Below are 13,528 nucleotides of genomic sequence, written 5' to 3' on the forward strand. Positions count from 1 at the left end.
CGGGTGCCTGTATGAAACCTGCTATTTTCGCCTTTGGGATCTTGTTGTCCCGTTGTGCCTGCTTCCTTCGATGAACAAGGGATGACATGGGAATTCACGGGAAGCAACAGGAATTTGTGGCCACACCCGTAGAAGAACGGGCGTATTGGCGCTTTGAAATAAGGGGTTTTCATAGGGTAAGGCCGGTATTGCGGCACAATTAGTTTCAAGCCAAGGCACACCCACTAAATATAGCCATGTGTGGGTGAGGCAAACCAATCCCATGCTATCCCATTTTGATCTAATTTTTTTGGGACATGGTGGAAAAATATCCGGAATATCGGTTCCATCACGTTCAATCACGCGCAGGTGATTCGGATATGACGCGATTCCGGCAGGCAATTCCCATGAAATACCATGGCCCCAACGCACGCGTCGGGGCCATGAATTCCAGTCCGGGCGGTGGGTCAGGCGACGCCTTGGGTCACCAAAGCAGCGGCGATGTGGGCGTAGGCGTCTGCAATCGGGCCGCTGCCCGCCGCGACGGGGGTGCCCGCATCGCCCGCAAGGCGCACCGAGAGATCCAGCGGCAGCTCGCCCAGAAACGGCAGGCCCAGCCTTTTCGCCTCGTCGGCCACGCCGCCATGGCCGAACAGATGCGCCTCATGGCCGCAATTGGGGCAGACATAGGTTGACATATTCTCGATCAGGCCCAGCACCGGGGTGTTCAGCTTTTTGAACATATCAAGCGCCTTGCGGGCATCCAGCAAGGCCACGTCCTGCGGGGTGGAAACGATGATCGCCCCTGCCAGCGGCGTTTTCTGGCACAATGTCAGTTGCACATCGCCCGTGCCCGGCGGCAGATCGACGATCATCACATCAAGGTCACTACCGCCCGCCGTCCAGTTCACCTGCCCCAGCATCTGCTGCAAGGCCCCCATCAGCATCGGGCCGCGCCAGATCACCGCCTCGTCTTCCTTCATCATCAAGCCGATCGACATGAAGGTCACGCCATGCGCCTCAAGCGGCATGATCGTCTTGCCGTCGGGCGAGGCCGGGCGCTGGGTGTTGCCCATCATCCGGGGTTGGCTGGGACCGTAGATGTCGGCGTCCAGCAGCCCCACCTTGCGACCCGCCCGCGCCAGCGCCACCGCAAGGTTGGAGGCGACGGTGGATTTGCCCACCCCGCCTTTGCCGGACCCCACAGCAATGATGCTGCGCACCCCCTGCACCGGCACCGGCCCCGCCTGCGGCGTGGGATGGCCGCCGATTTTCAGCCCTGGCGACTTTGGTGCGGGGCTTGGCGCGGGGCCATGTGCGGTAGTCACGGCGACAACGGTGGTTATGCCGGGCAGCGCACGCACCGCCGACTCGGCAGCGGGGCGCAGGGTTTCCAGCATTTTCGCAGCCTCGGGCGTCTCACCCTCCAGCACAAACCGGACGGTGCCTGCCTCAATGGTCAGGGCGCGGATCAGATCGCGGCTGATTAGATCGCCGCCGCCCGGCACGGCGATGGCCCGCAACGCTGCGGTGACGGTGTCTTTGGTCGGCATCATATCGAACCTCTTATCCTATATGACGCGACTTTGGCGGATTCCCCCCAGAGAACAAGAGCATATTCCAATCATCTACCCGACCCGCCCAAAATCGGGTCATACGCAAAGAAAATAGGTCAGTAATCGTTATGCAGTTTCTGCATGGCAGCATTGACTCAAAGAGCTATTGTGCAAGCGCAGCATTAGGGCCATGTTAGCCCCAACAGCGATAGAGCATCGCAAGACAAACAAACAAATAGGCGAAGAAAATGGCACTCGTGCAAGACATCCGCGGCATCGAACATGGTTTCATGAACCGTATTTCCACGTTTTTCGCAGGTCTTTCAGAAGCACGTCAGCGTCGCAGCGTCTACCGTCAGACTGCGCGTGAACTGAACCTGCTGAGCAACCGCGAACTGAATGATCTGGGGCTTAACCGCTCGATGATCACCCGCGTAGCGATGGAAGCAGCTTACGGCAAGTAAGCACACGGAATTCTCCAAGGCCCCTCCTCCTCCCTGGGCTTTGGAAATCAGCGGCGCTCTCCTCCTCCTCCCTGAGGGTGCCGCGTCAGATACCGGTGCAGGGTTCACCAGAATCCCGCCGGAACGCCAAGCGAAGGCCTCCTCCTCCTCCCTGGGGTCTCGTGATGAAGACGGTAGCCCCCTCCTCCTCCCTGGGGCTACCGCACTTCCTTTCCCGGTGGCACGGGACGACATTCGGGGCCATGTCCCCAGCGCATACGAAAGGCCCCTCCTCCTCCCTGGGCCGATCGTCTGGCGGCATCTCTCTCCTCCTCCCTGGGGATGCCGCTGCAATATCCGAAGGCCCCCCTCCTCCCTGGGCCCGCCGTTTTTTTATGGGAACGGCGGTGCAAGGCTTAAGCGCGTTGTGCGTTCTGAAATGGACATGACCCATTCCCGCCAGAGACCAAAGCCCCCGTCTTACCCACACCAAACGCGGCCCCGGCATTGCAAGCACGCGACCGCGGCGTTAGCTGATAGAAAACCGATGGGGGGAAAGATGCTGTCCTATCAACATGGCTACCATGCCGGAAATCTGGCCGATGTGCATAAACATGCCCTTTTGGCAACGATGCTGGGCTATCTGACGGCCAAGGATAAACCGCTCAGCTACATCGAAACCCATGCCGGGCGCGGGCTCTATGCGCTGGACAGCGAGGCCGCGCAAAAGACCGGCGAGGCGGCGCAGGGCATCGCCCGCGTGCAAAAGCTGGGCTGGTTTGCGCCCGATCACCCCTATTCGCGCGCGCTGGCCCAGACCCGCGCCGACCATGGGCCGAACGCCTACCCCGGCTCGCCGCTTCTGGCGGCCCAGCTTTTGCGGCGGATCGACAATATCCATCTGGCCGAACTGCACCCGCAGGAATTTGCCGCGCTACGCGAAACGATGGCGCCGCATGGCGGGATCTTTCGCCAGATCGACGGGTTGGAGCTGGCTCTGGCGATCACCCCCCCCACGCCACGCCGCGGGTTGATGCTGATCGACCCCAGCTATGAGGTGAAATCCGATTACGACCAGATCCCCAAGGTCATCGGCCAGGTCGCGCGCAAATGGAACGTCGGCATCATTGCGCTTTGGTATCCGATCCTGACCAGCGCCGCGCATCTGCCGATGACCGCCACCCTGAGCCGCACCCACCCCGGGGCGCTGCTGCACGAGGTCCGCTTTGCCCCCGCGCGCGAAGGCCACGGTATGATAGGGTCGGGGCTTTTCGTCCTGAACCCACCCTGGGGCCTGACAGACGAGGCCCGCCGCCTTGGCCAGCTATTCGCCCGCCTGCCCTGATCCGCGCCGCACTGCGAAAAATATCCCCCGCGGGGGCGGAGACAGTCGCTGACGCCCCCTCAGAACGGCACATCATCCGCCTGATCGGCCGATGTCACAAACCCTGCCACGATCTTCTTTTCCCCGGCCTTCTCAAACGCGACCGTCAGCTTGTCGGCGTCTATCGCCACAATCGCGCCATAGCCGAACTTTTGGTGAAACACCCGCTCTCCTACCGAGAACGCGGCGACCGCGTGCAAATCAATCACCGGCTGGCGCGCGACCGTGGCGGGCCGGTGCGCCGCCCGGTCTTGCAGGCGCTTCCATCCCGGCGAATTATAAACATCGGCCTTGGCCGCGCGCTCCTCGATCCCGGACCGTGCGGCGCCACCGCCAAAGCCCATCCCCGCCGCACCGTAACCGCCACCATATAACCCCGGCGGGGTCAGAACCTCGACGTGCCGGGCGGGTAACTCATCAATAAAGCGCGACGGCAACTGCGATTGCCACTGGCCATAAACCCGCCGGTTACCAGCAAAGGTGATGGTGCACAGCGTCTCGGCGCGGGTGATGCCCACATAGGCCAGCCGCCGCTCTTCCTCGAGTCCCTTCAGCCCGGTTTCATCCATGCTGCGCTGACTGGGAAATAGCCCCTCTTCCCAACCGGGCAGAAACACCGCCGGAAACTCCAGCCCTTTGGCGGCGTGTAACGTCATGATGCTGACCTTTTCGGCCGCATCTTCGGTCGAATTATCCATGATCAGCGAGACGTGTTCCAAAAACCCCTGAAGGTTTTCAAACTGCTCCAGCGCCTTGACCAGTTCTTTCAGGTTTTCGAGGCGGCCCGGCGCCTCAGGGGTCTTGTCGGCCTGCCACATCGCAGTATAGCCCGATTCGTCCAGGATCTGCTCGGCCAGCGCAATATGGCTGGCCCCGGCCAGAACATCGCGGTGCCAGCGGTCCACCCCGTCAACAAAGGCGCGCAACTGCACCGCACCCTTGCCGCCGATCGCTGCGCGCGCCAATACGGCACGCGCGCCGTCCAACAGGCTGACCCCAGCGGCGCGGGCCTCGGTTTGTATCACCTGCTGCGCCTTGTCGCCCAGCCCCCGTTTGGGGGTATTAACCACCCGCTCAAACGCCAGATCATCCTCGGGCGACACCGCCAGCCGGAAATAGGCCATTGCATCGCGAATCTCCAACCGCTCGTAAAAGCGCGGGCCGCCGATCACCCGGTAGGGCAGGCCGATGGTTAAAAACCGGTCCTCAAAAGCGCGCATCTGATGGCTGGCCCGAACCAGAATCGCCTGCCCATTCAGCCCAATACGCCCCAGGCCGCGCATTCCATGCGCCAATGCCTCCACCTCATCGCCAATCCAGCGCGCCTCTTCCTCGCCGTCCCAATGGCCAATCAGCCGCAGCTTTTCGCCGCCCTTGGCCTCGGTCCACAGGGTCTTGCCCAGACGTCCGGAATTTGCCTCGATCAGCCCCGCCGCCGCGCCGAGAATATGCTCGGTCGAGCGGTAATTCTGCTCCAGCCGGACCACAACGGCGCCGGGAAAATCCTTCTCGAACCGCAGGATGTTACCGACCTCGGCCCCGCGCCAGCCATAGATCGACTGGTCGTCGTCGCCAACGCAGCAGATATTGCGGTGCCCCTGCGCCAAAAGCCGCAGCCACAGATATTGCGCCACGTTGGTATCTTGATACTCGTCCACCAGAATATAGCGAAACCAGCGCTGATACTGCGTCAGAACATCGGGATGCGCCTGAAATATCCCCACCACATGCAGCAGCAAATCACCAAAATCGACCGCATTCAGCGTGCGCAAACGCGCCTGATAGGCGGCGTAAAGCTCTCCTCCGCGCCCATCAAAGGCCGCCGCCTCGCCCGCCGAAATCTTGTCCGGCGTCAGCGCGCGGTTCTTCCAGCCATCAATGATTCCGGCCAGCATCCGGGCAGGCCAACGCTTTTCATCAATATTTGCGGCATTGATCAGTTGTTTCAGCAGGCGAATCTGGTCATCGGCATCCAGAATCGTGAAATTCGACTTCAACCCGACCAGTTCGGCATGGCGGCGCAACAGTTTCACACAGACCGAGTGGAACGTGCCCAGCCAGGGCATCCCCTCAATCGTCTGCCCCAGCAAATGGCCAATCCGCTCTTTCATTTCGCGCGCAGCCTTGTTGGTGAAGGTCACGGCCAACACCTCATTCGGGCGCGCCCGCCCGGTGGTCAGCAGATGGGCAATCCGGCAGGTCAGCGCCTTGGTCTTGCCGGTGCCGGCACCTGCCAGCATCAACACAGGCCCGTCCATCGCCTCGACGGCGGCGCGTTGTGCCGGGTTCAGCCCCTCCATATAAGGTTGAGGGCGCGCCGCCATGGCACGTTGCGACAGGCTCTGGGCCGCGCCTTCAAAGGCGCTTTCATCATCATATCCGCTCATCCGCCCAACCTAGCGCCGCACGCGCCCAAGGAAAAGCCATGTTCTGCGATTGTTCGCAAAACCCTTGCGCTTTTGTTTGGCTCAAATACTCAGATCCCGAACGGCCCAGCCCTAGCCGCCGTGGATCAGGCTCGCAAACAGCCGCGGGTCCAGACTTTCGCTGGCAAAGGTCGGCCCCTCGGTCAGCAGGCTTACCGCATCATGGCTGTGCAGGCTTTCCTGATGGCTGGCCAGAACCCGGAAATCACCAATCCTCGGGTCGGCCATCAGCCCTGCGGCAAACGCGCGGGCGGCATCTTCTACGAAAATCGGGTGGGCGGCGTTCAGTTCGGCAAAGGCCTGCTCATCCTCGCGCTTGACCATCACCTGCGTTTCGGTCGGCACCGCCCGGCGGGCGATGTCGATCAGATCTTCGAACCACAGGCATTTGCCGGGTTCCGCCACAACCGATAGCCGCGCAACCGAGCGCTGCGAATGGGGCGTTGCCAGTTGCCCGCGCGTCATCCGCGCATGTTCGGCCAGTTCCAACGAACACGGGCAGGTGGATGAATAGACATAATCCAGATGCACGATCTTTTTGCGCACCCCGGCCACCTCGACCAGTTCCAGCGCGATGTCGTAATACTGCCACCCCGCAAGGCCCGAGCGCAGGCTGGCCACCTTGACCGGAAAGGAAAATCGCATCTGCAACCGCGCATCGATGGTTTCCAGATCGGTTTTATAGTCATCAAGTGCGGCATCCATCACCGCAAACGAAAAGGCGCGTTCGGCATGGCCGTAAAAGGACCGCATGATCCGGCTCATGTTGATGCCCTTCTTTTCGGCATCAAGGCTGACGGTTCCTGTCACACTGGTTTCCACCGTGATATCGCCGTTGTCGCGGGTGTGATAGCGGATCGGCAGGCGGAAATTCGAAATCCCGACATGCTGAATCTGTGTGCGCGCGCCGATAATCAGGCTGGCGGGGCCATTTTGCAGATCGGGCAGACCGGCCTTGTAGGCAGCGTCAACCGTAAAGCCCGCATCATACTGGCGCGAAAGATCGGGGTAATTTCCCGCCCCCTGCCCCGGCAGCAGCCGCGCGATGGCCGGGTCCAGCAAGGCAACCTCGGTCGGGGTGGCGCCCGCGGCCCAGGCGCGCAATGTGGTCAAGGCCGCCTCGGCCTCATTACGTTCGGGCGTGGTGGCGGTATGGGTCTTGCGATGAATGTTCATTGTCCGGTTCCCTTGGCCGATCACCCGGCCCCCCATATGTGGGGACCGTTTCGGTGTTTGTCCAATCCATTACGTCGCAAGGCGCCGTTCAGATCATATCCAATGCGGCTGTAACCTCATCAATCAGATCGCCCGCATCCTCAATCCCGACGGAAAGCCGGACAAGACCGGGGGTGATGCCCAATTGCTTCTTATGTTCATCAGGCAATCTTTGATGGGTGGTCGTGGCGGGATGCGTCGCAATAGAGCGCGCATCGCCCAGATTGTTCGATATCTTGATGATGCGCAGCGCATTGAGGAACCGGAACGCAGCCGCCTGCCCGCCCTTCAGATCCAGCGCCAGCATTGTGCCGCCCGATCCCATCTGGTCCAATGCCAAACCGTGTTGCGGATGGCTGCCAAGTCCCGGATAGATCGTGCGTGCCACCGCGCCATGGCTTTCTGCGGTACGCGCCAGTTGCAAGGCAGTGTCGGCCTGCGCCCGGACCCGCAGATCCAGCGTCTGCAGCCCCGAAAGCATGATCCAGGCGTTGAACGGGCTCATCGCGGAACCGGTATGTTTGATATAGGCTTCAAGTGGCCCGCGAATATAATCGCGCCGCCCACACACCACGCCGCCCATGGCGCGGCCGCTGCCGTCAATGTGTTTGGTCGCGGAATAGACCACCACATCGGCCCCAAGCGCCACTGCGTTGGAAAATATCGGCGTGGTAAAGACGTTATCGACGATCACGGTGGCGCCCCGTTCATGGGCAAGATCGCACACCGCCTTGATGTCGATCACCTCCAGCGTCGGGTTTGAGACGGATTCGAAAAACACTACCTTGGTGTCGGGGCGCAGCGCGGCGCGCCACTGGTCAAGGTCCAACCCGTCAACCAGCGTCACCTCAACCCCGAAACGGCCCAGCAACTCCAACACATAAAGGCACGACCCGAACAGTGCCCGCGCTGCCACCACATGATCGCCCGCCGACAGGATCGAGGTCAGCGCGCCATTGACCGCCGCCATGCCGCTGGCGGTGGCAAAGGCATCTTCGGTGCCCTCGATCGCGGCAATCCGGTCTTCAAACATGCGTGTCGTGGGGTTGCCATAGCGGGCATAAATAAATTCATCCTTACCCGCCTTGATAAAGCGGGCCTCGGCCTCTTCGGCAGTCTGGTAGGCAAAGCCCTGGGTCAGAAACAGGGCCTCGGCCATTTCGCCATATTGGCTGCGGCGGCTACCTTCGTGCACCAGTCTGGTGCGGGCTTTCCAGTCGTCCATCAATGTCTCCCAAAATTGAGTACGACTTGGCGCCGCAGTTGCGGCGTAGCGCGCAGCGAAGCCGGGGTCAACGGCCCCTGCCGCAATCAGGGCTTGCTACGGGCGCGTATAGGCCCATCTGTCAGGCAGACGAAAACGAAAGGCAGGCAGATGATCGACCTATACTATTGGCCCACGCCCAACGGCTGGAAAATATCCATCGCGCTTGAGGAAATGGGCCTGCCCTATCGGGTAAAGCTGGTAAATATTGGCGCGGGCGAACAGTTCGCCCCGGACTTTCTGGCGATTTCACCCAATAACCGGATGCCCGCGATTGTGGACCCCGAGGGCCCGGAAGGGCCGGTTTCGGTATTTGAATCCGGTGCAATCTTGCAATATCTGGCGCGAAAATCGGGGCAGTTCTACGGGCAGACCCCGCGCGACCAGATCGCGGTGGAACAATGGCTGATGTGGCAAATGGGCGGCCTTGGCCCGATGGCCGGGCAGGCGCATCATTTTCTGCGCTATGCTCCGGCAATGGAACCACCACACGATCTGCCCTACGCCAAGGACCGCTACCGCGCCGAGGTGGCGCGGCTTTACGGTGTGCTGGACCGGCAATTGGCCAAGGCAGCTTTCGTCGCGGGTGATTTCCTGTCGATTGCGGATTTTGCGATCTGGCCCTGGGCAAGCCGGTGGGAGGGACAGGACCAGACGTTGGAAGATAAACCCCATATGGCGCGTTGGCTGGATCTGATGGCCGCCCGCCCCGCGGTGCAGCGCGGCCGCGCCGTGGCAGAGGACAAGCGCGGCGATCTGACCACGGACAAGGCGGCGCAGGCAGTTTTGTTCAAGCGTTAGGTTTCATCCTCTTTTTCAAGCGCATAGCGGGTGAACAACCGGCTTTGCGCCATGAAAAAGCCAAACATAAGCGCGGTCAGGCCAAAGGTCTTGAAGTTGACCCAGGCCTGATCGGAAAAATTGCGCCAGATCACCTCATTGGCAACGGCAAGCCCCAGAAAGAACCCGATCAGCCGCCGGGTCAGGATGGTCCAGCCGGCGGGTTGCATCGGCAGGACTTCCTCCATCACCAGCGCGAGCCAGGGTTTGCCGCGCAGCAGGCCCAACGTCAAAAGGCCTGCGAACAGAAGGTAGATGATGGTTGGCTTCATCTTGAAAAACTTGGGGTCGTTCAGCCAGATCGACAGCCCGCCGAACCCCACCACCAGCACCAACGTCGCAATCTGCATCGGTGCCAACCGCCCAGTCAGCCGCCACAGGATTGCCGTGGCCAGCACCATCAGCGGGATAAACCCCGCCGTGGCCAAAATAAAGCCAGAATATTCGGTGCCATGGATCAGGAACGTCTGATCCTTGAGCCGCCCGAAAGCGACGAAAAACGCGACCAACGGGCCGAATTCAAGACCGATCTTGACCCATGGGCTGATCTTTTTGCCTGCCATATCCTGCTTTTCCTTCAGCCTGCCATTTCCACAATCACCGCCCCCGCCGCAATCAGCGCCATCAGCGCGACGCGCCGTGACCCCACCTTTTCGCCCAGGATCAACCAACCGATCAAGGCCGCAAACACCGTCGAGGTTTCACGCAATACCGCCGCCTCTCCGACCTTGTCCAGCCGTGTGGCCAGCAAGATCGCGCCAAAGCTGAAAAATGCAACGATGGCGCCGGTCAGCCCGCGTTTCATCAGCGGCACACTCTCGGAACTGGGGACCGAAGACCAGCGCCGCCAGGTCACCAGCGGCATGAACCACCCGTCAATGAAGAAAAACCACGCCAAAAACGTGAACGGATCGCGCGTCGCACGGATGCCGTAGGCGTCATAGATGGTGTAAAGCGCGAAAAATCGCCGGTCAGCAGCGTCGCCACCCCCGCCCATTGCCCCAAGGTGAAATGTTCGCCAAAAACCACGCCCGCCCCGATCACCGCGAACAGCGGGCCGGTGCCGCGCACCACCGGATAGGCCACGGTATAGGCACCCCGGCTGTAGGTCATCGTCTGTGCCAGTTCATAGCCGATATGAATGAAGAGGGCCCCGGCCAGGATCGGCCAAAGAGGCGGTTTGGACCAGCACCGGTTTCGTTCCGGTTTTTTGAGAGCAATACCCGCCATCAAGGAGACCGGATATGGCAGCGATACCGCGCGACGAGTTCAAGCGGGATACGGTGCGCATCGCGCTCACTAGTGGCCTGACACGGCGTCAGGTTGCGTCTGATTTGGGGGTTGGGCATTCGACCCTTGGCAAATGGGTTCGGATGTTTTCTGAGGAATCCAAAGTTCCTGCGCAGGACGCCGAACTGCTTTGTAAGAACGAACGGTTGCGCAAAGGGAACCGCATTCTCCGGGATTTGAGCCGGACAGGAAAACCGTCTGGGAGACTGTTTTTCCGGCGAATGGGGGAGGTGCCAAAAAAGGCGGCGATGCGTTGACCGGCAGCGTATGCCTGCAAGCGCGAGAGGTTTCTTCGCGGCCCAAAAGCCGTGAAGTTTCAGTATATTGCTGGGTATCGCGGTACCCTGACCCGCGACCAACTGTGCCGCCTGATGGGCGTTTCAGAACGTGGGCTCCATGCCTGAAAGCACAGGCCCCCGTCGCACCGGCAGCGACGCGACATGGTGCTCTTGACCCTATCCGCGATCAGCACCGCCTGAGCCTGCGCAGCTATGCGTTGCCCGTTAGGCGATTGCATCGCCGCAAGGGGCAGGCCGCGCATGACCGAGAAGTTGAACGAGCGGGGCATCCGCGTCGGCCAGCGCCGCGTTGGCCGTCTGATGCGCCAGAACGGCATCCAGGTCATCCGCCTCCGGAAGTTCAAACGCACCACCAACCGTCGACTGGCAGGGCATGCCTTGCATGCCCGAGAGGGGGGATTACGCCTTCAACATCGCGCCGAATCCCTTGCAGCAGGACTTCAGCGCGAGCGAGCCGAACCAGAAGTGCCCTCTCATGGTTTGCAAACAAACCATTGCCAGCCAACGGAATACATCAATGGCTTCTAGAACCCGCGCCGGAAGCACTAGCCCTCGGCTCGAAATCACCCGTGGCCTTCGAACAATGGGCCGTCTAACATGTGCACCTGACCGGAATGAAACCGGTGCAGGTCCGGTTCCGGCCAAGGCACAACGAAGAAGGCGATAGGGGCGGCGATCAGCCCGTAGTTTGCATCAATGGCGGCGCGCGACAGCCACGGGTCATGGCGCCCCTTTTGCAGCGTGCCGAAGATTGCGTGCAGAACCGCCGCCATCAGTGCAAGCCCCATCGCCGCGCGATGCCCCGCCTCGGTGCCTTCAAGCGAAATCAGCCATTCGCGGATGGGTGGCGCGGGCTGTTGCTGCGGACGGGGGGCTGGCGGCCCCCCGCGCCCTGTGGGCTTCCCCCCGCGAGTATTTTCGCCAAAAAAAGCCCATCCTAGCGGTCTTGGCCGACAAGGGCGCGGGCGAAATCCTTGGGGTCGAAGGGGGCGAGGTCGTCGATTTGTTCGCCCACGCCGATAGCATGGATCGGCAGGCCGAATTTATCGGCCAGCGCGACCAGAACGCCGCCTTTGGCGGTGCCGTCAAGTTTGGTCATCACAAGGCCCGACACATCCGAGATGTTGCGGAAGGTTTCGACCTGCGACAGCGCGTTCTGGCCGGTGGTGGCGTCCAGCACCAAAAGCGTGTTGTGCGGGGCGGTGGGGTCTTTTTTGCGGATCACGCGGACAATCTTGGCCAGTTCCTCCATCAGATCGGCGCGGTTTTGCAGGCGGCCTGCGGTGTCGATCATCAACAGGTCAGCGCCGGTTTCCTGGGCACGGGTCATCGCATCAAAGGCGAGGGATGCGGGGTCCGAGCCCTCGGGGGCGGTCAGGACCGGCACACCGGCGCGCTCGCCCCAGACTTGAAGTTGTTCGACGGCGGCGGCGCGGAAGGTATCGCCCGCCGCGATGATCACCGATTTGCCGGCAGCCCGGAACTGGCTGGCCAATTTGCCAATGGTGGTGGTCTTGCCCGAGCCATTGACGCCGACGACCAGCACCACCTGCGGTTTTGTGGGGTAAAGCGGCATCGGGCGGGCGACGGGGGCCATGATCCGGGTGATCTCATCGGACAGCAGGGTCTGGATTTCAGCAGTCGAGAGGCGCTTTCCCATCCGTCCCTCAGCCAGATTGGCGGTGACGCGCAGTGCGGTTTCAACCCCCATGTCGGACCGGATCAGCAGATCTTCGAGGCTTTCAAGCATTGCATCGTCCAGCGCGCGACGCGGGGCGGCGGGGTCTTCGCCGCGGCCCAGCAGGCGGCCGAAAAGGCCGGGTTTGCGGGCGGGGTCGGCAACCTGTGCTGGTACCGGGGCGGGGTCCGGCTTTGCGGTGGGGGCGGGGGCCTGCGGTGCCTGGGGGGCCGGGTCGGGTTGGCGCGTGACGGCCGTTTCGGGGGCGGCGTCGGGGGGTGTCTCAACCGGGGCCTCGGCGATGATCGCATCCAGCCCCTCCTCAAGTTTTGAGGAGGATTTCAGCAGGCGGGATTTCAGCTTGTTGAAAAACGACATCGGAAGGCCTTTCGCTTGTCCCTCTCACCTAATCAATCCGGAGGGTGAAAGAAAGGCTGCTTAGGCAACCGAGCCAAACAGGATCAACACCTGCCCCAGCCAGTAAAGCGCCCATAAAAGATATTTGGCCGCGCGCCGCAAGGGGCCATCGGACAGCACGAATATCTCAAGTGCCAGGACCAGATCCGAAAGCAGGAAGGCCAGCGCCCCGGCGCGGATCTGGCCAAGGCGGGGCGGAAGGCCCAACGCGGCAAGCGCCATCGCCAGAATGATCAGCACATAGGCCCGCACCGCAAGCCGCAAGGAACCGGTGCGCGGCGCCAGCCACGATTCGGTCGAGAGACCAAGGCCGATCAGGGCCAGCGCGGGCCAGAACGGCGGCAGGGCTGCACCTGCACCGACAAAGGCCGCAACATAGGCCAGATGCCCCGCCCCGAACGCCCCCATCCCCGCCAGAAAAGCGCGTTGGCCGGGGCGCGACAGAAAATAATCGCCAAGTGCGCCCAGACCAAGGCCAAGGATCACCAGCATCGGCGCGTCAATCACCACGCCAATCAGCGCCAGCATTGCAACCGAAGTGGTCTTGATCACGGATTTTGCCGCGCTGGGGTCTTGCACACAGTAGTGGAACGCCATCGCCAACGCCGCCAACAGCGCCGCAGAAAACAGTGAAATCACCAAGATGTTGTCGCTCATCTGCCCAGAAGCGCTTAAATTCTGACCTGTGACAAGGCGTCTGCCCTTCTTTGGCCGAATTTGGTTATAGTCTGGCGCAA

At 61.6% G+C, this 13,528-nt stretch carries 10 protein-coding genes and 3 pseudogenes; 4 read left to right on the forward strand and 9 right to left on the reverse strand.

Translation table 11 applies throughout. The features are described from left to right. Window positions 1-446: 446 nt before the first annotated feature. Window positions 447-1,535, reverse strand: coding sequence for an Mrp/NBP35 family ATP-binding protein (locus tag ACM62R_RS01165; RefSeq protein WP_415182238.1), 1,089 nt, complete (start codon window positions 1,533-1,535; stop codon window positions 447-449). A gap of 248 nt (window positions 1,536-1,783) precedes the next feature. On the opposite strand from ACM62R_RS01165, the gene ACM62R_RS01170 reads away from it, so the two are divergent. Together ACM62R_RS01170 and ACM62R_RS01175 are read left to right on the forward strand one after the other, a co-directional pair. Next, complete coding sequence (locus tag ACM62R_RS01170; protein ID WP_415182239.1) at window positions 1,784-1,999, forward strand: DUF1127 domain-containing protein; 216 nt, start codon at window positions 1,784-1,786, stop codon at window positions 1,997-1,999. A gap of 538 nt (window positions 2,000-2,537) precedes the next feature. Further along, the gene (locus ACM62R_RS01175; RefSeq protein WP_415182240.1) at window positions 2,538-3,323 is read left to right on the forward strand and encodes a 23S rRNA (adenine(2030)-N(6))-methyltransferase RlmJ; all 786 of its coding nucleotides are present in this window, start codon (window positions 2,538-2,540) and stop codon (window positions 3,321-3,323) included. A gap of 59 nt (window positions 3,324-3,382) precedes the next feature. Here ACM62R_RS01175 and ACM62R_RS01180 read toward each other — a convergent pair whose 3' ends face one another. The 3 genes from ACM62R_RS01180 to metZ form a co-directional block, all read right to left on the reverse strand. Continuing rightward, window positions 3,383-5,749: an ATP-dependent helicase gene (locus tag ACM62R_RS01180; protein WP_415182241.1), complete on the reverse strand. Its 2,367-nt coding sequence runs from the start codon at window positions 5,747-5,749 to the stop codon at window positions 3,383-3,385. A 111-nt stretch (window positions 5,750-5,860) separates the two neighbouring features. After that, window positions 5,861-6,964 (reverse strand): GTP cyclohydrolase FolE2, encoded by a 1,104-nt coding sequence (folE2, locus tag ACM62R_RS01185; RefSeq protein ID WP_415182242.1) that lies wholly within the window; start codon window positions 6,962-6,964, stop codon window positions 5,861-5,863. A gap of 88 nt (window positions 6,965-7,052) precedes the next feature. Continuing rightward, window positions 7,053-8,228 (reverse strand): O-succinylhomoserine sulfhydrylase, encoded by a 1,176-nt coding sequence (gene metZ / locus ACM62R_RS01190; RefSeq protein ID WP_415182243.1) that lies wholly within the window; start codon window positions 8,226-8,228, stop codon window positions 7,053-7,055. 150 nt (window positions 8,229-8,378) lie between these two features. On the opposite strand from metZ, the gene ACM62R_RS01195 reads away from it, so the two are divergent. Continuing rightward, window positions 8,379-9,068: a glutathione S-transferase family protein gene (locus tag ACM62R_RS01195; protein ID WP_415182244.1), complete on the forward strand. Its 690-nt coding sequence runs from the start codon at window positions 8,379-8,381 to the stop codon at window positions 9,066-9,068. On the opposite strand, the gene ACM62R_RS01200 is transcribed toward ACM62R_RS01195, so the two are convergent. Beyond that, window positions 9,065-9,670, reverse strand: coding sequence for an inner membrane-spanning protein YciB (locus ACM62R_RS01200; RefSeq protein ID WP_415182245.1), 606 nt, complete (start codon window positions 9,668-9,670; stop codon window positions 9,065-9,067). The genes ACM62R_RS01195 and ACM62R_RS01200 overlap by 4 nt on opposite strands. Before the next feature lie 14 nt (window positions 9,671-9,684). After that, window positions 9,685-10,295, reverse strand: a pseudogene (locus tag ACM62R_RS01205) (EamA family transporter); the annotation flags it as partial. Between the two features lie 56 nt (window positions 10,296-10,351). Between ACM62R_RS01205 and ACM62R_RS01210 the strand changes: the two are divergent. Further along, window positions 10,352-11,162, forward strand: a pseudogene (locus ACM62R_RS01210) (IS3 family transposase); the annotation flags it as partial. 160 nt (window positions 11,163-11,322) lie between these two features. Here ACM62R_RS01210 and ACM62R_RS01215 read toward each other — a convergent pair. From ACM62R_RS01215 to ACM62R_RS01225, 3 genes and pseudogenes are all read right to left on the reverse strand, one after another. Beyond that, a pseudogene (locus ACM62R_RS01215) lies at window positions 11,323-11,538 on the reverse strand (multidrug transporter); the annotation flags it as partial. Window positions 11,539-11,633: 95 nt separating this feature from the next. Next, complete coding sequence (gene ftsY / locus ACM62R_RS01220) at window positions 11,634-12,752, reverse strand: signal recognition particle-docking protein FtsY (RefSeq protein WP_415182246.1); 1,119 nt, start codon at window positions 12,750-12,752, stop codon at window positions 11,634-11,636. A gap of 60 nt (window positions 12,753-12,812) precedes the next feature. After that, on the reverse strand, window positions 12,813-13,448 hold the full coding sequence (locus tag ACM62R_RS01225; RefSeq protein WP_415182247.1) for a lysoplasmalogenase family protein: 636 nt from the start codon (window positions 13,446-13,448) through the stop codon (window positions 12,813-12,815). Window positions 13,449-13,528 lie beyond the last annotated feature (80 nt).

The sequence above is a fragment of the Phaeovulum sp. genome (assembly GCF_047638075.1).
Classification (GTDB): domain Bacteria; phylum Pseudomonadota; class Alphaproteobacteria; order Rhodobacterales; family Rhodobacteraceae; genus UBA6197.

What these genes read in the sequence shown, in the direction of transcription:
- ACM62R_RS01165 (WP_415182238.1), bottom strand. Translation starts at nt 1,535, where the DNA reads ATGATGCCGACCAAAGACACCGTCACCGCAGCGTTGCGGGCCATCGCC.
- ACM62R_RS01170 (WP_415182239.1), top strand. Translation starts at nt 1,784, where the DNA reads ATGGCACTCGTGCAAGACATCCGCGGCATCGAACATGGTTTCATGAAC.
- ACM62R_RS01175 (WP_415182240.1), top strand. Translation starts at nt 2,538, where the DNA reads ATGCTGTCCTATCAACATGGCTACCATGCCGGAAATCTGGCCGATGTG.
- ACM62R_RS01180 (WP_415182241.1), bottom strand. Translation starts at nt 5,749, where the DNA reads ATGAGCGGATATGATGATGAAAGCGCCTTTGAAGGCGCGGCCCAGAGC.
- folE2 (WP_415182242.1), bottom strand. Translation starts at nt 6,964, where the DNA reads ATGAACATTCATCGCAAGACCCATACCGCCACCACGCCCGAACGTAAT.
- metZ (WP_415182243.1), bottom strand. Translation starts at nt 8,228, where the DNA reads ATGGACGACTGGAAAGCCCGCACCAGACTGGTGCACGAAGGTAGCCGC.
- ACM62R_RS01195 (WP_415182244.1), top strand. Translation starts at nt 8,379, where the DNA reads ATGATCGACCTATACTATTGGCCCACGCCCAACGGCTGGAAAATATCC.
- ACM62R_RS01200 (WP_415182245.1), bottom strand. Translation starts at nt 9,670, where the DNA reads ATGGCAGGCAAAAAGATCAGCCCATGGGTCAAGATCGGTCTTGAATTC.
- ftsY (WP_415182246.1), bottom strand. Translation starts at nt 12,752, where the DNA reads ATGTCGTTTTTCAACAAGCTGAAATCCCGCCTGCTGAAATCCTCCTCA.
- ACM62R_RS01225 (WP_415182247.1), bottom strand. Translation starts at nt 13,448, where the DNA reads ATGAGCGACAACATCTTGGTGATTTCACTGTTTTCTGCGGCGCTGTTG.